The following is a 17,754-nucleotide window of genomic DNA, read 5'->3' as shown; positions in this document are numbered from 1 at the left end:
AAATAGAAGCTTATTTCAATTCTCTCAAATGGGGAATAGAAGACTGGGCACCTAGCCTTTGAACAGAAAAGGTAGCTGCCTGCATTGCAAAATGAACTGCATCATTTATCCCTTTTCCTTGACCTAAGGCAACTGCCAAAGCACCGTTAAAGGTATCCCCTGCGGCTGTAGTATCTATGGCTTTTACTTTTTCAGTGGGCAATAAGCCATGATAATTTTCAGAATACACATATGCGCCGGAAGCCCCCATTGTTAGAATTACATTTGATACCCCTTTGGAAATAAGGACAGCCGAGGCTGCTTTTGCTGAACGCTCATCTATGATTTTGATGCCTGTAAGCAATTCCGCCTCTGTTTCATTAGGAGTAAGCATATACAAACCATCATAATATTCAGGCCCTAAGTCTGTTGCGGGAGCAGGGTTGAGAATCAGTTTTTTATCGAATTTTTTAGCCATTTGCAGAGAGGCCAAAACCACACTCAGCGGGATTTCCAACTGAATTAAAATGACATCTGCCTCCAAAAAATGTTTTTCTGCAGCCTGAATGTCTTCTTCTCTGATATGATGATTGGCTCCTGGTGCTACAATAATTGTGTTTTCTCCTTTTCCATCAACTGTGATCAAAGCTACACCACTAGGTTGATGAGGGTTTTGTCTGATTTGGGAAATGTCAATGCCTTCTTTTTTGAAGTTTTCCAGATTGGTTTCTCCAAAAACATCAGTGCCCAATTGCGATATAAAACATACAGATCCACCCAACCTTGCTGCCGCCACTGCCTGATTGGCCCCTTTTCCTCCAGGAATAAGAGAAAAATTTCCACCCATGATTGTTTCTCCCGGTTTTGGGAAATGACTGGTCTGAATTACCATGTCCATATTGGCACTTCCGATGACAAGAATTTTGGGAGAATCTGGCATTACCTTACAAATAAAGATTAAGGCCCTTTATCAAACTGTAGCTGAAGCTCTGGCCTTTTTAGGTTTTTTAATTTTCAATAAAGCACTTTTTAAAGTAATATTATACTGCGCTTATTTCTAACTAGCAAATAATTATATGATTTCAGGCTAAAGTAAGTGATGAGCGAATCAACCTAAACCCATTGTAGCATGAAAAACAATAAGTTTACTTTTTCCAGAAGAAAATTTCTTGGAACATCCCTTTTAGGTGCAGCCGGATTTTCCTTTCTCCCAGGATGGTCTGAGGCATTTCCTCAGAGACTCTTTGCAGAAGACATTCATCAGGTAAGATTAGGCTTCATAGGGGTTGGCCGTCAGGCCATGGGAATTCTCAATGGCATGATGCGCATCCCGGGTGTAGAAGTCAAAGCCTGTGCTGATGTTTATGAGATCAAAAGAGAGCGATTCAAACAACGCTTCGATAGGATAAGCAAAGAATTGGGATCAAATTCTTCGAAAGTAGATGTCTACTCAGATTACAAAGAACTGTTGAAAAGAGAGGACATTGATGCCGTAGTCATTGCTTCACCGGATCATTGGCATGCATTGATGGCCATTGATGCCTGCAAAGCAGGTAAGGACGTATATCTCGAAAAACCACTTACGCTTACCATTCGAGAAGGGCAGGAACTTATAAAAGCTGTGCGAAGTCACGGAGCTGTATTGGCAGTGGGAAGTCAGCAACGTTCTGATCTCAATTTCCAACATGCAGCCCGTATGGCACTCAAAGGTAAAATCGGCAAAATCAATCAGGTATTGGTGCATGTAGGCCAACCCGAACACCCCAAACCCTACGACCTTGAAGAGCAAGCTATCCCAAGTGGCTTGGATTGGAAAGCCTGGCTTGGCCCTTTACCCCATATGCATTTCAATGAACAACTGAATCCCCCTATTTCTTTAGATCCGGAGGAAAATGAAAAACTTTGGGGTGCCTGGCGCTGGTTTAGAGAAACCGGCGGAGGATATATGACTGATTGGGGAGCACATATGTTTGATATTGCGCAGTGGGGCCTTGGCATGGATCGAAGTGGTCCTATAAAAGTAATTCCCGGAACAGAAAATAGCCCGCTAACTTACAAATATGCCAATGGCGCAGACATGATTGTTGGGCCCTTTGATGAAGGCAGGCAAGGAGTGAAATTCATAGGCGATAAAGGCTGGATCAAGGTCTCAAGAGGAAATTTTGAATCTTCAGATCCTTCCCTTAATCCAACTATGGAAAGGCCAAACTTGGGATATTCAGCTCATTATTGGGATTTTATTGATTCCGTCATTAAAAGAAAAGACCCTATAGTACCCGTAGAGGTTGGTCATAGTACCTGTGTCATCTGTACCATAGGAAATATTGCCAATGAATTGGGAAGACCTCTGGATTGGGATCCTGACAAACAAACATTTCCTAAGGACTGGGAAGCACAGTCGAAAATGCACTACAATTACGAGAACGGTTATACACTTTAAACCCATATACCATGAATAACAGAAGAGCATTTCTAAAAGCCACAGGAGCCTTAGCTGTAGGGGCCTTGTTGAAGCCATCCGATCTTTTTGCAGGTCTTCCTGCTAAAAAACCAATCGGACTTCAACTTTATTCTGTACGCGCCGATATGCGAGAAGATCCTCAGAATACACTGAGAATGGTTGCATCCATAGGATACAAAACCTTGGAAACTGCCAATTATAGTGAGGGGCTCATTTATGGTATGGAACCAGTATTTTTCCGTAGGTATATTGAAGATCTAGGACTCAAAATGCGGAGTGCTCATGTGGGTGGGCCTCAGTTTGATGGCAGCAACAAAGAGGACTTGATGGATTGGTGGAAAAAGGCAGTATCTGACCATAAGGCTACCGGGGCAAAGTACATCATCAAGCCCTCTATGCCCATCCCAACAACACTCAGTGAATTAGATAAATGGTGTGATTACTACAATTCTATAGGAGAGGTAGCCAAAAAATCAGGAATGATGTTCGGTTTCCACAATCATGCCCGTGAATTTGAGCAAATTGAAGGAAAAATCATGCTGGACTACATGATCGAAAATACAGATGAAAAACTGGTCTTTTATGAATTGGATGTGTATTGGGCTCAAAAAGGTGGACAGGACCCTGTAGATTATTTAAACAAGTACCCAAAAAGGTTTCCTGTACTCCATATCAAAGACGAGGAAGAAATCGGAGCGAGTGGCACCATGGATTTCAAGGATATCTTTGAAACAGCATACGCTCATGGTATGAAAGATTTCTTTGTAGAAGTAGAACGCTACAATTATGAACCGCTTGAAAGTGTCATGAAAAGTTTTGAATACCTGAACAGCTCCTCCTTTGTCAAATAAAGCCTAAGGTATTTTTGATCAAAAAACATGAACTAAGTCTACTTTCAACAGGCTTGATCTGTTTTTTTGACGGTATGCAAGGATATAAGTTTAAGGGAAATCCAATCGCTAAGCCTTCCTGTTTATATCTTGTTGAACATGCGAATTACAGAATAATGGAAATATTCTAAAGGACCAATTACAGTAAAACACGATTTCTATAAATAAACTGCCGATATCGAACTTCCCACGAGTTTTGGGGGGAGTTTCAGTAGCAAGGAAAATCCTTTGCACCATAGCCAGTAATTCACTTGGTAAACCCTATTATTATGAAGACAATAAGATTATCCACAGCTATTCTGAGCTTCTCCATTTTGCTATTTGCATGTGGTGCTCAGGAAGAAAAAACAGATTCCAATGCTTATGAAGAGGTAGAAACTTTTGTTCCAAATCCTCAGGAACTTGAAGAACAAGAGGTATCCAAATTGGCCATTGGTGACAAGGCTCCATATTTCAGGTTACCCAATATAGATGGGAAATTTGTGTCCATAGATGATTTTGAAGATGCAGATGTCTTGGTGATCAACTTTACATGCAATCACTGTCCTACAGCACAAGCCTACGAGGAGCGCTTTATCGATGTGGTAGATGAATATAAAAACAAAAATGTAGCCTTTGTGGCCATTTCACCCAATAGCCCCATTGGATTACTTCCCGAAGAATTGGGCTATACGGACCTGAGTGATGATTTTGAAGCCATGCAGATCCGGTACGAGGATATGAATTACAACTTCCCTTACCTCTATGACGGAGATATTCACGAATATTCACTGGCCTACGGTCCCACTGCTACCCCACATGTTTTTGTTTTTGACAAAGAAAGAAAACTCAGTTACTCGGGAAGGTTGGATGCTTCCGAAAAACCAGGAACAGCAAATGCTGAAGATCTAAGAAAGGCTATTGAAAAAACACTGGCTGGAGAGGCTTTGGATGAAGATGAAGCCATCACCCCGGCGTTTGGCTGTTCTACCAAATGGGCTTGGAAAAACGAATTCACCAAAAAGACAAATGAGGAGTGGAAGAAAAAGCCTGTAGATGTAGAGAAAATCTCACCTGAGGGATTAGCCAAATTACTCAAAAACGAAACTGATGAATTGCTTCTGATCAATTTTTGGGCTACTTGGTGTGGGCCATGCATTGTGGAATACCCGGAGTTCATTGAAATACAGCGTATGTATGGCGATAGAGATTTTCAATTTGTCAGCCTCAGCATGGATAATCCCAATCAAGAGGACAAAGTTCTCAAGTTCCTGAAAAGCAAATATTCGGCAGTCCCCAATTACCTCATCGACACGGAAGATAAGTATGCCGTCATTGATGTTGTAGGAAAAGATTGGGATGGAAGTTTGCCGATAACCCTTTTGATCGAACCGGGAGGAAATATTGCCCACAAAGTCATGGGAGAAATCAAGCCGTTGGAATTGAAGCGGGCTATTGTGGACCACCCTATGATAGGGAGGTATTATTAAAATAATGATATGATAGTGGAAAAAAACAAAATCCCCACAGGTTTGCTGTGGGGATTTTTCGTTTATTGAATTCCTATTTTGCCAGTTCCGGGATTATCCTTAAAACAAAGCCTATGGGGATTTGGAGGAATTATAATACTCTTTCAAACTGACTGAAATAAAAATTTCCTTCCAGTGCAGCATTTTCATCAGAATCAGAGCCATGTACTGCATTGGCCTCTATAGATTTAGCGAATATTTTTCTAATGGTTCCGTCTTCAGCTTTGCTTGGGTCAGTAGCACCGATAAGCTTTCTGAAATCTTCCACTGCATTGTCTTTTTCAAGGATAGCAGCAATGATAGGTCCGGAAGACATGTATTTGCAAAGGTCTGCATAAAAAGGCCTTTCCTTGTGGACTTCATAAAATTTACCTGCAAGCTCAGAAGTCAATTGAGTAGCTTTCAATGCTACAATTTTGAATCCAGCCTCTTCTATCATTTTCAAAATAGCACCAGAGTTACCTGCTCCAAATGCATCAGGCTTAATCATGGTGAATGTTCTTTTTCCTGCCATTGTCGTTTTATTTTTGAAGTTTTAAATCAGGGTGCAAAATTAGTTTAATTAGTCGAAACTCCATGTAAAGGTTATGAAATCTAGCTTATCGTCTTCAAATTAAGTCCATTATGCAGATTGGGAAATTTAAAAAATTATCCTGACCTTTGCGGACTATGTCTCTCTGTAGAGGACGTATTAAAGCAATCAAATGCAAGAATTAGAGTCATTTAAAGAAGTACTTTCCACCCCTAAAAAAGTTGTCATTACCACCCATCACAAGCCCGACGCTGATGCTTTGGGCTCATCTTTGGGTATGGCTAACTTTCTTATCAAGAAGGGGCACAAGGTTACTGTTATTACTCCATCTGATTATCCCTCATTTCTTCATTGGATGAAAGGTAATGAGAAGGTCATCAATTTTGAAGACAAGGGTAAGCAGGAAATAGCAAAAAAACACATTGACGAGGCTGAAGTTATATTCTGTCTTGACTTCTCCTGTTTGAGTAGAATACAGGATATGCAGGAATCAGTGGAGGAATCCAAAGCCTATAAGGTCAACATAGACCATCATCAGGATCCAAAGGATTTTGCAGATTTTAGGTATTGGAGCACCAAGGCGGCAGCTACCTGTGAACTGGTTTTTGAACTGATTGCGAAGCTCGGAGAGAAAGCTGCTATTGATAAGGATATCGCCGACTGTCTTTATGCAGGTATAATGACCGATACAGGAGGCTTCAGACATCCCAATACCACCAAAAATGTTCACCTTATTACTGCGGAATTGATTGAGATGGGTGCTGACAACAGTAAGATTTCCCGCTTAATCTATGACACCAACAGTATCAACAGGCTCAAGTTTATCGGTTTTGCGATCACCAGGAGGCTTATAATCCTTGAAGACCTACAGACGGCATATTTTACCATCAGCAAAAAGGACCTACGTAAATACCACTCCAAAACCGGTGATACTGAAGGTTTGGTCAACTACGCCCTTTCTTTGGACGGGATCAAAATTGCTGCTTTGTTTACAGAAAGGGAAGACGGAGTTAAAATTTCCTTCAGGTCTGTTGAAGATGTTGCTATTAATAAATTTGCGGCAGAATATTTTGATGGGGGTGGTCATAAAAATGCTTCAGGCGGAAAGTCTCCTTTAGGCTTGAAGAAAACTACAGAAAAATTCGAAAAACTAATTAAAGAAAATCAAAAAACGTTGTTCAATCAATTAGAACTCATCCATGAAAAAAACTAAATCACTTTTGTACTCCTTGGCATTTGCCATTATTGCCTTTGGAACCATGTCTTGTAAAAAGACGCAAACCACTTCTGATGGAATAGAATATACTTACATCAAGGAAGGAAAAGAATCTCCAAAAAACGGTGAGTATGTGCTATATCACCTGATTGTTAAAACCAGTTCCGATTCTACTTTTATCTCTACATATGAGCAGAACATGCCAGGTTACCTCCAATATAATGATTCTCTTCCCAAGCAGACGGGAATGGATGAGATATTCTTGGGTTTGAAAAAAGGTGATAGCATTGCATTTGAATCCAAAGCTGAGAAAATATTTGGTGCAGAGAATGTGCCTTTCTTTATACAGGCAGATGAAAATGTTAAAATAAGAATAGGTGTTGTAGATGTATTGAGTCAGGAGGGATTAGAAACCTATTTCCAAGCTATGCAGGAATCTCAGGCCAAACAGCAGGCTGAGAAGTCCATCAAGCAGTTGGAAATTGATACACAGCTTATCGAAGATTACATTTCTGAAAATAATTTGAACGCCACCAGGACACAATCCGGGTTATATTACGTCATCGAAGAAGAAGGTGATGGAAAAGAGATTGAAACAGGTGATTTGGCATTTGTTCATTATGCAGGTTACTTGATGGATGGAACTCTATTTGACACCAGTATGAAGGCACTTGCACAAGAGCAAGGTACTTACAATGAGTCAAGAGATACTCAGGGAGGTTACGGACCGTTAGAAGTAAGGGTTGGCATGGGACAGGTAATTCCAGGTTGGGATGAAGGTTTGGCCTTATTGACCAAGGGTGCAAAAGCCAAGTTTTTGATTCCGTCTACCTTAGCCTATGGCGACAGAAATGCAGGTGGCCCGATCCAACCCAACTCTGTCTTGATCTTCGACGTAGAAATCACAGACGTTCAAAAATAAACATATGAAAAAATTAAGTGTTTTAGCAATTGCTTTGTTCTTGGTATTTGCGGGTTGTATTTCCGATGATGCTAATCTTGAGGTTCTTTTAAATAGAGATAAAGAAGCCATAGAAAATTACCTTCAGGACAATGCAATCTTATCTGTAAAAGAGTTTATTGACGAGCCTACTGGAATTAGGGTAATCTGGCAAGAGTTGTCAGAGAGTGGGATAAAGCCTGAGATTGGAGATACGCTCTTTGTAAACTATACGGGTAAATTGCTAAACAATAATGTTTTCGATACCTCCATTGAATCCGTAGCAAGGGAAAACAATATTTATAATGCCAATAGACCTTATGAGCCTTTTGAAGTGCTTTTAGGATATGGACAGGTGATTTTAGGCTTTGAATTCGCATTGTCGATCATGGAAGAGGGAGATAAGGCTACCACACTTTTTCCTTCTCTTTACGGCTATGGAAGTGATGACGGAAGACCTGATATTCCTAGAAATTCGCCTTTGCTTTTTGAATTGGAAATTGTAAGAATAGGGAAGATTACTTCTGAAGATGAGGAGGATATATGATTAGATTGAGTAAAGTAGTTTTATTTGGGACATTTCTTGTCTTTGCGATTGCCTGTAATCAAGAGCCCCCAAACTTCTTTGGCCCTACATATGATGTGGACGCCAACTTGGCAAGAGAGGCTCCGATTATTGAGGAATTTCTTCAAACCTACGAAGTGGATAGCATTTCCCGTATTCATGACAGAAACGGAGTAGTTATTATTGTGCAAGAAGAAGGAGATGGGGCGAGACCACAGGAATTTGCACTGGTCTATTGTAATTATGTTACAAGGCTGTTAGATGGTACAATAGTGGACACTAATATGGAGGACTTGGCTATCGAAAATGATATATGGGAAGAAAATAGGCTCTATCGTCTTTTCCAGTTTACATTAGGAGGTGGAGATGCCATTCAGGGATTCAGTATTGGTTTTAGAAATATCAAAAGTGGTTCCAAGGCAATTTTTATAGTGCCATCAGTATGGGCGTATAGAGATCAGGAAAGACCCTTTATACCGGAAGATTCCATACTTATCTTCGAGGTTGAATTCCTCGGAATGGATTAATCAATAAAATACAAAGGCTGTCTGATTAGACGGCCTTTGGTTTTTTATAGGGAAAAATTGAGGGAACTTCATTTTTATACTTTTTATAGACCTCACCATAAATATTGATCAGTTTTTTTTCCTCAAAATATATTCCGATAGGCAGATAAATGATGAGACATATCAGGTGTACAAGGGAACTGAGGAAAGGTGCAAACAGAAGATAACCCAGAAAAATCAAAAACAGACCTGCATATATTGGGTGACGTACCCAAGCATGAACACCTTTCGCGATGAGGGCCTCATTTTCTTCCAAATCATCATGAGGCATCAGTCCGACAAACTTTGCCCCTGAAAAATTTTTAAATGATTTTACAATGATGATGGTTCCGAAGGTGGCAAGCATATAGCCCAGGTATGTAAGGAGGTCTGTACTTGCCAAAAGTCTTTCAGCCGGAATCGTAGCAGCATAAATCAGAATTCCCAGAAAGAAAACACCTGAAAACAAGGTATAGATCAGCCTGTACCATTTATAGCCTGACTTCAGGGAAGATTTTATTTTTTCCTTTGCCTTTAGCGACGCCAAGAAGGTATGCGTGGAATAAAACAGTGCCCAAAGGATTATGAGAATGAGGTATGACATAGATTGATGCGGCTTTGTAATGCAAGTAAATCAAATCTTTAGAAGTTCCCTTGATTAGAGATTTTTAGGTTTCAGTTTTTTGATTGGAAGGGTTTTTCTAATTTGAAGCTTTAAATACCGATGTATGAAAATAGGCCTGATCAAAGAAGGAAAAAACCCACCTGACAAGAGGGTAGCATATACACCTCAACAGATAAAAGAAATACAAGAAAAATTCCCAGGAAGATTTGAATTTCTTGTTGAGTCTAGTCCCATCCGCTGTTTTTCAGATGAAGAGTATAGTGCATTGGGAATACCTGTGGTTGATGATGTTTCCGAATGTGAGCTCCTTATTGGTGTCAAGGAGGTTCCTATTCCCCAATTGATTCCCAATAAGAGATACCTCTTTTTTTCGCATACCATCAAAGAACAGGCGTACAACCGTCCCCTCCTTCAGGCAATCTTGGAAAAAAACATAGAGCTGATGGACTATGAAGTGCTCAAAGATCAAAATGGCCAGCGAACGGTGGCTTTTGGCAGATGGGCAGGAATAGTAGGAGCCTACAATGGGCTATGGACTTATGGGAAAAAGTCAGGACTTTTTGATTTAAAACGAGCTTTTGAGTGTTTTGACAGGGCGGAGATGGAAGAAGAATTGAAGAAAGTACAGCTTCCTCCCATCAAGATTGTCGTGACAGGAACCGGAAGAGTAGGCAAAGGAGTACTTGAGGTTTTGGAAAGTATAAATCTCCGCCAAGTAAGTCCACATGACCTGATTCATTATTATTATGATGAGGCTGTTTTTGCGGTCTTGGACAATGATGATTATAACAGGAGAAAAACAGATGGAGGCTATGAGCAACAGGAATTTTATACTGAGCCTCACAAATACGAAAGTCATTTTCTGAAATATGCCGAAGTTTCTGACATGTTGATTGCCGCAGCTTATTGGGATAATCGGGCGCCTGAGCTATTCACTAGAAAAGATATTGATTCCGAAGACTTCAGTATTTCTGTGATTGCAGACATTACCTGTGATATAGAAGGTTCTATACCTACTACACTTAAGCCCGCAACCATTGCTGACCCCGTATATGATGTGGATCGGGAAACTTTTGAAATTATTGATGCTTTTGGAAAGCAGAACAGTATTTCGGTGATGGCCATAGACAACCTACCAACAGAGTTGCCTAGAGATGCCTCAGAGGAATTCGGGAGTCAGTTGAGTGAACATTTTATACCTGAATTGTTGAAAGAAGAGTCGAAGATCCTTGACCGAGCTACCATTACAAAAGAAGGGGACCTCACGATAGAGTTTATTTACCTAAAGGATTTTGTAGAGGGAAAGACAACAGATTGACATGAAGAACATACAGCGTTTTATAGAACAAACCGTACTCAAACCACAAACCATTGATGCGGATATAGACAAATTGATAATTGAAGCCAAAGAACATGGTTTTGTAGGGATTTGTGTGCCTCCTTTCTGGGTGAAGAAAGCAAGACGGGAAATTGGAGATGCCAATATACAGTTGGTTACTGTAGTGGGTTTTCCATTAGGTTATAATATGACTGAAACAAAAGTCTTTGAAACAGAACAGTCCATCAAAAATGGAGCGGATGAGATTGATGTGGTTTGGTCTACTACTTCTTTTAAAACCGGTATGAATTGGCCAAAAATTGAATTGGCCAAATTGGCTTCCCTTTGCCATGAGCATGAAAAAATCCTCAAAGTGATCATTGAAACGGCCTACCTGAGTGATGAGGAAATCATAGATGCCTGTAAAATCTGTGCCGATGCAGGAGTAGATTATGTAAAGACTTCTACTGGTTTTGCGGCAGATGGTGCTCAGATCCGCCATATCAAACTCATGCGGGAAAATCTGCCTTCTAATGTGGGTATCAAAGCAAGTGGAGGTATCAAGAGCTATGCGCAGGCAATCGCGATGATAGAGGCTGGAGCTGATAGAATTGGTACCAGTTCAGGAGTGGAGATTGTAAAGGAAGCGCAGAGTAATAATTAGGGTGCTTTGAAAACTTCCTCTGTTTGAGGTTTCTGAATTTGGTTGATACCCATTTGCCTTATATCCCCGTCTTTGTTGAAATAAATCAACAAGAAAGGAATGATAAAAAAGGTAAATACAATATATGCAAAGCCTACAAATCGCGTCCTGACGGACTCCCTTCCCAAGTAAGTGGAGAGTTTTACAGGAATTTTTCTAATAGCTGGAAAGGGGAGGAATAGCAGGGCACCAAAGAAGTTGAAAAGGAAGTGAACAATAGCAATGCTGATCGCAGCCTCTGTTTTGTAAATTGCCGCAATGGCTGCGGTGATGCAGGTTCCAATATTCGCTCCTATGATAAATGGAAATGCTTTTACCAAAGAAACTTTTCTATTGGCCACTGCCGGTACTATCAAAGAGCTTGTGACTGTACTTGACTGAACAGCTGCCGTGAAAAATATCCCATACAAAAAAGCAATGTAAGGCCTTTGGAATATGTGCTTGCTGGCATTGTTGTAACTCGGAGACATAAATACTCTGAATACAGATACGGATAGAAACTTGATGGAGGCAAAAACCAAGGCAATCGCCAGGAGCAAGGAAATGAGTGGCTGCGAAATAAGGTTGACCAGCCACATCGTTACCGGCCTCGTGAAGAGTACATTGTAGGTATAGTTTCCATTGTCCGTTACAGTAGTGTCAAAAAAGGTGTTGGTGATGTAAATGGCCATCTGACTGAGAAAACCAAAATACACTTCCAAAGGGAAAAGCACCAATACAGTTAGGATATTGAATATGTCATGTAGCACACCGGCAGAAAGGGCCTTCTTGAATTCATTTTTTTTCATGATAAATGAAAAAGCTACCAAGGTACTTGTGATAGTCGTTCCGATATTTGCCCCCATCACCAAAGGAACAGCTTGCTCGAGGCTCAAAGTCCCCGCTGCAACGACAGCGACTACCATGGCCGTTACCGTTGAGCTGCTCTGAATTAAAGCAGTCATCAACAAACCAATGAAAAGCCCCACAAAAGGGTTGTTGGTAGCCTGAAATAGTTGTTGCGCAAATTCACTGTTGAACTGTACCAGTGAAACTGTCAGCATGTCAATGGAGAGCATAAAAAGTAAAAATGCAAGAAGCATTTTAAATAAAGTAAAAACCTTATTTATTGAAGCGCTGGAATCTTGGATTATGCCCATTTATAGAAAAACCCCTTTTGGGGTTTTGAAATCTGTTTAAATTGACACAAAGTAAAAACAAGGTTTACAATAAATCGGGCTTTTAATATGAAGATTTTGTTAACATTGAAACAGGAATCACAAACAAGGCTTCATTATTATGAAAATATCCCCAATTTTGTCATTCGAAATAAGAATGTAAATTCAATATTAAGTTTATAATAAGAATTTGAGGCCTATACCGCAAAAATTTAATGACAGGGTAAGGTCTCTTAACAATTTGTTAACATAGAAGCCAATTAATCTTCTTTAAATTTGCACAGGATAATTCATCCGACAATTCGACCTTATGGCCAAACTTAAAGACCAGAATATTAATCAGGACGCTTTATCCAAAGTAGCCTACTCACTTTTTGATTTTACCAAAAAAGAAAAATCCTTTCTAGTTATTATCTGTATTCTGATTTCCATCGCTGGGGTCATTACAGAATATACATACCTGTCAATGTGGTTTGGATTTGGCTTGGCTGCCTATTCAGCAATTGCCAATGACAGTATACAAACCATTGGTACCTTCATAGCTTCCAACCATACCAGAAAGTGGTATTGGTTGTGGTTATTTATGGGTTTGATTTTCGTAGGTACCGTCACATACAGCTGGTTTACATTCAATGGAGACGTCAGCTACCAAAGGCTTCAGGTTCCTGGATTGGACAAGGCCCCTGAGAGTTTTGTTTTCCTTCAACTGGCAGCTCCTATTGTCCTTCTGGTAATGACCAGGTTAAGAATGCCGGTGTCTACCACGTTTTTACTTCTTAATGTTTTCACATATAAGGCAGGCACAATAGTAGATGTTGTTACTAAAAGTTTGTTTGGCTACGTCTTGGCCTTTTTTATTGCCATCACAGTATGGTTTGCAGTAGAGCGATTTGTGAAGAACTTCCTCAAAGGAAAGGCTCACCCCGCTTGGTATGTCGCGCAATGGATTACATCAGGAACCTTATGGGCAGTGTGGATCATGCAGGATGCAGCAAATATTGCTGTTTTTCTTCCAAGGCAGCTTGACGTGTGGGAGTTTGTAGGCTATGCAGGCTTTGTTTTCTTTGGTCTTGGATTCCTTTTCTACATGAAAGGGGATAGGATCCAGGGCATCGTAAATGAAAAAACAAAGGTGACTGATGTAAGGGCTGCCACATTGGTGGATTTTGTTTACGCTATTATTTTATTCTATTTCAAAATGCTCAACAATATTCCTATGAGTACCACCTGGGTATTTATTGGGCTTTTGGGAGGAAGAGAATTGGCGATAGCGCTTGCCAAGTCAAAAAAATTATCCAAGAGAAAAGCCAGGATTTTTAGAGCTTATTCCCTGGCCCGTAAAGACATTATTAAAGCAGGAATTGGTCTGTTGGTCTCATTAATATTGGCCTTGATTATTAATGAAGGCATAAGAACTGAAATCTGGGAAATGATCTGGTAAAAAACATTTATATCTAAAAAAAAGACGCAGGTTTTTCATAAAAACCCGCGTCTTTTTTTTGTAATGAGTAATTTGCACTATGGAGATTTATACCGATGCTTATTTTATGAATGAAGCCTTCAAGCAAGCTAAAATTGCTTTTGAAGAAAATGAAATCCCTGTAGGCGCCGTAATTGTCTGCCGAAATAAAATCATTGCACGCGCATATAATCAGACCGAAAAACTCACTGATGTTACAGCCCATGCAGAAATGTTGGCTATTACCTCAGCAGCCAATTCACTAGGAGCCAAATACCTTCCGGAATGTAAGCTCTATGTCACTCTGGAACCTTGTATCATGTGTGCGGGAGCTTGTTTTTGGTCTCAAATAGGTGAAATTCATTATGCTGCCACAGATCCCAAGAGAGGTTTTTCCAATAATCCTGAAAAACTCCTGCACCCTAAAACCAAAATCAGTAAGGGGTTAATGGCAGAACAGTCCAAAGAATTATTGGACGCTTTCTTCAAAAAACTGAGAAATTGAATCCTTTTTGACGATAGCAGAACCATTTGAAAAAAGAATTGGTTGATAAAGCGTAAATTGAAAGAAGAATTATTTAATGTTTCATCATAAACCCTTTTAGAAAATGGCATTTGAACTACCAAAATTACCTTATGACTTTAATGCGCTAGAGCCGCATATTGATGCTAAAACCATGGAAATTCACCATGGCAAACACCACAACGGTTATGTGAACAACCTGAATAATGCAGTAGAAGGTACTGACATGGCAGGTAAAAGCATAGAAGACTTGATGAAAGTAGCTGGTTCCAATAATGCCGTAAGAAATAACGGTGGTGGACACTACAACCACAGCTTATTCTGGACTATTCTTTCTCCAAACGGAGGAGGTAACCCATCTGGTGATCTTGCAGCTGATATAGATGCAAAATTTGGGTCTTTTGACGCTTTCAAAGAAGAATTTGGAAAAGCAGCTGCAACTAGATTTGGATCTGGATGGGCTTGGCTTTGTGTAGATGAGAAAAAAGAACTTTGTGTGTGTTCTACAGCAAATCAGGATAATCCATTGATGGATGTTGCTGAGAAAAAAGGAACACCAATCCTTGGACTTGATGTTTGGGAGCACGCTTATTACCTTAACTATCAAAACAGAAGACCTGATTATGTATCTGCCTTTTGGAATGTGATCAATTGGGACGAGGTAAGTAAAAGATACGCTGCAGCAAAATAATTGCTAATTGCGGTAAGTTATCAAACCCTGGAGTTTAGACTTCAGGGTTTTTTTTTTGAGCAAGTCATGGGAATTGTTTCACCACTACCGGTCCCGAAATCGGGAAAAGTAGACAAGTCCCAAAAGTAATATGGCTAACTGTTACCATTAGCCTCCCATTTTTGTTCCCTCTTGTCCCTGTTGTGGTTCAAAAATCATCCTTGAATGGACATTACTGTATCTCTATCGTACGGTAAAAGTGTACGGTGACGATACAGGTTTAAAAACTTGTTTTTTTGTTAAATTACTGTAAATCAATGATATAGACCAATATATATTTAGTGGCATTAATTTTTCAAAAGAGTTGGCACATTGACATGAATACTAAACCAACATTATGAAAACCTCAACACAAGTTTTTACAGCGCTTTTCTTCTTCTTTTTGGGAATGAGCAACCTTGCCGCTAAAGATATCAGCACCCTTACCGGTCAAGTAACAGACGAAAAAGGGGAAAGTCTTCCCTTTGCAAATATTGCTTTATTTGAAGCCGGTTCTGAAAAATTGCTTACGGGAACTGTTTCTGATGAAAACGGAAAGTTTTTAATTGAAACTTCCAAAACAGGTCAATTTCAATTGGTGATTTCTTCAATTGGATTTGAAACTTTCAGGTCTGAACCATTTGAAATTCGTGCCTCAATCAAAAAGGATTTTGGAAGTATCAAAGTAGTTGAAGAGGCAAGTAACCTTTCGGAAGTGACAGTAAGGGCAACAAGGCCTGAAATCACTATTGAGGCAGATAAAACCACTGTGAACGTAGAAGGTACGGTGATGGCTGAGGGGAATACAGCCTTGGATGTCATTGCTCGATCTCCGGGAATATATGTAGATCAGGACAACAACATCAATCTGAACGGTAGACCAGGTGTCACGGTCATGATCAATGACAGGCAGACCTATATGAGCTCCAATGATTTGGCTAATTTCTTGAGGTCAATGCCCGCAGAAAACATCAAAAGTATAGAGATCATCAATAGCCCTACTTCCAGGTTTGATGCTGAAGGTGCGGCGGGTATCGTGAATATCAAGCTCAAAAAGAATAATATCGATGGTGTTTTTGGAAATGTGTCTGTTGGTGGGATGTACAATGGTCTTTTAAGCCCCAATACAGGCGTCAGCCTAAACGTCAAAAAAGGCAAGTGGACCAATACTGCCAGTTTGAATTACAATCAGTTTAATTTCCAAAACGAACTGAATATTGACAGGAATTTCCAAATTGATGAAGGAGTCTCCAGTTTCCAACAGGATAGTCCGATTACCATGTACAATGAAAGCCTTTTTTTTCAGGGGGGATCTGATTATGAAATCAATGACAAACACAGTGTCGGGGGCAGTATTCAGGCTTCAAAGAGAAAGGAAGAAAATATCGGGAAATCATTGACAGAAATCAGCAATCCGGGAACTGATGACCTATGGTTTATCCGTTCTGATAATGATACGCGGGTAAACAACAACAGGATTTTTGGTAACCTGCATTATGTAGGCTTATTGGATACCTTAGGAACCAGACTTTCTGCAGATGTGGATTTTACCAGAATGGTTCAGGACAGTGAAGCCTTACTGACCAACAGCAATTGGGTAAATGACAACGAAAACCAGGCTACAGGGGATTTTATCAGAACCCTCAATGACATGGACTACAGTATTTTCACGGCAAAGGTAGACTTTGTAAAACCTTTTGGAAAAGGCAGAGTTCTCGAAACCGGTCTGAAAGGCAGTTGGGTGAATTCCGATAATAACCTGGACCTTAGCCGTGCGGATGGAGAAGGACCTTTTATTCCCGATCCAAACAGCAACAGGTTTATCTATGAGGAAAATGTCTTGGCGGCTTATGCTTCATACAAGAGCAATATTTCTGAAAAGGTAAGTTTTAATGCCGGGCTTAGGGCTGAGCATTCTGATATCACCGGGACTTCGGTGACCTTGGATCAGGTGAATAAACAAAGATACTTAGATCTATTCCCAAGTGTTTTTGTACAGCAAAAGATCAGCAAAGAATACCAGATCAATTATTCTGCAAACAGAAGGATTACCAGGCCGAACTACAGGTTGTTGAATCCATTTGTGTTCTACATAGATCCTCTGACCACAGAGCAAGGTAATCCTAACCTTAGGCCACAATATGCCCACAACTTCGAAATGAACCATGTGTTGAAAGGGGCGTATCAGTTCACTATGGGTTATTCTGTGACTACTGACGTATTCCAGCAGATATTTACCCAGGATGAGGAAAGCAGGACAACCACTACCTTTACCGATAACCTGGACAGGGCACAAAATTGGAATTTCAGGGCTATGATCCCAGTAGAAATCAGGCCTTGGTGGAATACCTCTAATATGCTTCAGGTCACGAGATCCCAATGGAAATCCATGATTGGAGATGATTTATTGGATGTGGCACAGACCAATGTTACCATGAGAACGCAGCACACCTTTACCCTACCATTAGGACTGAAGGCGGAACTGATGGGAATGTATGTAGGACCTGCACAATACGGTCAGGCTGTGATTAAAGGCTTCGGCTGGGTGGACTTGGGCTTTACCAAGCCACTGATGAAGGAAAAGCTGACATTGACTGTAAATGGTACAGATCTTTTCAGAAGTC

17 protein-coding genes are annotated in these 17,754 nt (G+C 40.3%); 13 read left to right on the top strand and 4 right to left on the bottom strand.

All coding sequences use genetic code 11. The annotated features are described in order from the left end of the window. Positions 1 to 10: 10 nt before the first annotated feature. The gene (gene rbsK / locus EA341_RS10455; protein ID WP_293013870.1) at positions 11 to 919 is read right to left on the bottom strand and encodes a ribokinase; all 909 of its coding nucleotides are present in this window, start codon (positions 917 to 919) and stop codon (positions 11 to 13) included. 189 nt (positions 920 to 1,108) lie between these two features. Between rbsK and EA341_RS10450 the strand changes: the two genes are divergently transcribed. The 3 genes from EA341_RS10450 to EA341_RS10440 all read left to right on the top strand — a co-directional run bounded on the left by EA341_RS10450 (position 1,109) and on the right by EA341_RS10440 (position 4,799). Continuing rightward, positions 1,109 to 2,419, top strand: coding sequence for a Gfo/Idh/MocA family oxidoreductase (locus EA341_RS10450; RefSeq protein WP_293013868.1), 1,311 nt, complete (start codon positions 1,109 to 1,111; stop codon positions 2,417 to 2,419). Positions 2,420 to 2,430: 11 nt separating this feature from the next. Beyond that, positions 2,431 to 3,291 carry a TIM barrel protein gene (locus EA341_RS10445; protein ID WP_293013864.1) on the top strand — a complete coding sequence of 287 codons (861 nt, stop codon included), beginning with the start codon at positions 2,431 to 2,433 and terminating at the stop codon, positions 3,289 to 3,291. Between the two features lie 308 nt (positions 3,292 to 3,599). Beyond that, positions 3,600 to 4,799: a redoxin domain-containing protein gene (locus EA341_RS10440; protein WP_293013861.1), complete on the top strand. Its 1,200-nt coding sequence runs from the start codon at positions 3,600 to 3,602 to the stop codon at positions 4,797 to 4,799. Positions 4,800 to 4,929: 130 nt separating this feature from the next. On the opposite strand, the gene EA341_RS10435 is transcribed toward EA341_RS10440, so the two are convergent. Next, a complete protein-coding gene (locus EA341_RS10435) occupies positions 4,930 to 5,352 on the bottom strand; it encodes a nucleoside-diphosphate kinase (RefSeq protein ID WP_293013859.1) in 423 nt (140 codons plus the stop codon). A 190-nt stretch (positions 5,353 to 5,542) separates the two neighbouring features. On the opposite strand from EA341_RS10435, the gene EA341_RS10430 reads away from it, so the two are divergent. The 4 genes from EA341_RS10430 to EA341_RS10415 are packed head-to-tail and all read left to right on the top strand — an operon-like array spanning position 5,543 to position 8,618. After that, complete coding sequence (locus tag EA341_RS10430) at positions 5,543 to 6,583, top strand: bifunctional oligoribonuclease/PAP phosphatase NrnA (protein ID WP_293013856.1); 1,041 nt, start codon at positions 5,543 to 5,545, stop codon at positions 6,581 to 6,583. After that, a complete protein-coding gene (locus EA341_RS10425; protein ID WP_293013853.1) occupies positions 6,570 to 7,508 on the top strand; it encodes an FKBP-type peptidyl-prolyl cis-trans isomerase in 939 nt (312 codons plus the stop codon). Before EA341_RS10430 ends, EA341_RS10425 begins: the two co-directional genes overlap by 14 nt. Positions 7,509 to 7,512: 4 nt before the next feature. Next, positions 7,513 to 8,073 carry an FKBP-type peptidyl-prolyl cis-trans isomerase gene (locus EA341_RS10420; protein WP_293013850.1) on the top strand — a complete coding sequence of 187 codons (561 nt, stop codon included), beginning with the start codon at positions 7,513 to 7,515 and terminating at the stop codon, positions 8,071 to 8,073. Further along, positions 8,070 to 8,618 (top strand): FKBP-type peptidyl-prolyl cis-trans isomerase, encoded by a 549-nt coding sequence (locus EA341_RS10415; protein ID WP_293013848.1) that lies wholly within the window; start codon positions 8,070 to 8,072, stop codon positions 8,616 to 8,618. The genes EA341_RS10420 and EA341_RS10415 overlap by 4 nt, the downstream gene beginning before the upstream one ends. A gap of 25 nt (positions 8,619 to 8,643) precedes the next feature. Here the strand turns inward: EA341_RS10415 and EA341_RS10410 are convergent, their stop codons facing one another. Next, on the bottom strand, positions 8,644 to 9,240 hold the full coding sequence (locus EA341_RS10410) for an isoprenylcysteine carboxylmethyltransferase family protein (RefSeq protein WP_293013845.1): 597 nt from the start codon (positions 9,238 to 9,240) through the stop codon (positions 8,644 to 8,646). Positions 9,241 to 9,364: 124 nt separating this feature from the next. Between EA341_RS10410 and EA341_RS10405 the strand changes: the two genes are divergently transcribed. After that, positions 9,365 to 10,579, top strand: coding sequence for an NAD(P)-dependent oxidoreductase (locus tag EA341_RS10405; protein ID WP_293013842.1), 1,215 nt, complete (start codon positions 9,365 to 9,367; stop codon positions 10,577 to 10,579). A 1-nt stretch (position 10,580) separates the two neighbouring features. Next, a complete protein-coding gene (gene deoC, locus EA341_RS10400; RefSeq protein ID WP_293013839.1) occupies positions 10,581 to 11,243 on the top strand; it encodes a deoxyribose-phosphate aldolase in 663 nt (220 codons plus the stop codon). Here the strand turns inward: deoC and EA341_RS10395 are convergent. Continuing rightward, positions 11,240 to 12,364: a Na/Pi symporter gene (locus tag EA341_RS10395; protein ID WP_293013836.1), complete on the bottom strand. Its 1,125-nt coding sequence runs from the start codon at positions 12,362 to 12,364 to the stop codon at positions 11,240 to 11,242. The genes deoC and EA341_RS10395 overlap by 4 nt on opposite strands. A gap of 385 nt (positions 12,365 to 12,749) precedes the next feature. Here EA341_RS10395 and EA341_RS10390 point away from each other — a divergent pair, with 385 nt between their 5' ends. The 4 genes from EA341_RS10390 to EA341_RS10375 form a co-directional block, all read left to right on the top strand. Beyond that, positions 12,750 to 13,880: a hypothetical protein gene (locus EA341_RS10390; protein ID WP_293013833.1), complete on the top strand. Its 1,131-nt coding sequence runs from the start codon at positions 12,750 to 12,752 to the stop codon at positions 13,878 to 13,880. A 79-nt stretch (positions 13,881 to 13,959) separates the two neighbouring features. Beyond that, positions 13,960 to 14,403 (top strand): nucleoside deaminase, encoded by a 444-nt coding sequence (locus tag EA341_RS10385; RefSeq protein ID WP_293013830.1) that lies wholly within the window; start codon positions 13,960 to 13,962, stop codon positions 14,401 to 14,403. Positions 14,404 to 14,506: 103 nt separating this feature from the next. Continuing rightward, on the top strand, positions 14,507 to 15,112 hold the full coding sequence (locus EA341_RS10380) for a superoxide dismutase (protein ID WP_293013828.1): 606 nt from the start codon (positions 14,507 to 14,509) through the stop codon (positions 15,110 to 15,112). Between the two features lie 376 nt (positions 15,113 to 15,488). Continuing rightward, a partial coding sequence (locus EA341_RS10375) for an outer membrane beta-barrel protein (RefSeq protein ID WP_293013826.1) occupies positions 15,489 to 17,754 on the top strand: 2,266 nt, incomplete at its 3' end.

This window comes from Mongoliibacter sp. (genome assembly GCF_007692705.1).
Taxonomy (GTDB): Bacteria; Bacteroidota; Bacteroidia; order Cytophagales; family Cyclobacteriaceae; genus Mongoliibacter.
Note: the sequence above shows the minus strand (reverse complement) of the source record. Positions and strands in the feature narration are given on the sequence as shown.

Bases quoted from the DNA above. Each gene is read 5' to 3' on its own strand.
- EA341_RS10380 (WP_293013828.1), top strand. From the start codon at position 14,507: ATGGCATTTGAACTACCAAAATTACCTTATGACTTTAATGCGCTAGAG.
- EA341_RS10450 (WP_293013868.1), top strand. From the start codon at position 1,109: ATGAAAAACAATAAGTTTACTTTTTCCAGAAGAAAATTTCTTGGAACA.
- EA341_RS10430 (WP_293013856.1), top strand. From the start codon at position 5,543: ATGCAAGAATTAGAGTCATTTAAAGAAGTACTTTCCACCCCTAAAAAA.
- EA341_RS10395 (WP_293013836.1), bottom strand. From the start codon at position 12,364: ATGCTTCTTGCATTTTTACTTTTTATGCTCTCCATTGACATGCTGACA.
- EA341_RS10445 (WP_293013864.1), top strand. From the start codon at position 2,431: ATGAATAACAGAAGAGCATTTCTAAAAGCCACAGGAGCCTTAGCTGTA.
- EA341_RS10435 (WP_293013859.1), bottom strand. From the start codon at position 5,352: ATGGCAGGAAAAAGAACATTCACCATGATTAAGCCTGATGCATTTGGA.
- EA341_RS10410 (WP_293013845.1), bottom strand. From the start codon at position 9,240: ATGTCATACCTCATTCTCATAATCCTTTGGGCACTGTTTTATTCCACG.
- rbsK (WP_293013870.1), bottom strand. From the start codon at position 919: ATGCCAGATTCTCCCAAAATTCTTGTCATCGGAAGTGCCAATATGGAC.
- EA341_RS10440 (WP_293013861.1), top strand. From the start codon at position 3,600: ATGAAGACAATAAGATTATCCACAGCTATTCTGAGCTTCTCCATTTTG.
- deoC (WP_293013839.1), top strand. From the start codon at position 10,581: ATGAAGAACATACAGCGTTTTATAGAACAAACCGTACTCAAACCACAA.
- EA341_RS10420 (WP_293013850.1), top strand. From the start codon at position 7,513: ATGAAAAAATTAAGTGTTTTAGCAATTGCTTTGTTCTTGGTATTTGCG.
- EA341_RS10425 (WP_293013853.1), top strand. From the start codon at position 6,570: ATGAAAAAAACTAAATCACTTTTGTACTCCTTGGCATTTGCCATTATT.
- EA341_RS10405 (WP_293013842.1), top strand. From the start codon at position 9,365: ATGAAAATAGGCCTGATCAAAGAAGGAAAAAACCCACCTGACAAGAGG.
- EA341_RS10415 (WP_293013848.1), top strand. From the start codon at position 8,070: ATGATTAGATTGAGTAAAGTAGTTTTATTTGGGACATTTCTTGTCTTT.
- EA341_RS10385 (WP_293013830.1), top strand. From the start codon at position 13,960: ATGGAGATTTATACCGATGCTTATTTTATGAATGAAGCCTTCAAGCAA.
- EA341_RS10390 (WP_293013833.1), top strand. From the start codon at position 12,750: ATGGCCAAACTTAAAGACCAGAATATTAATCAGGACGCTTTATCCAAA.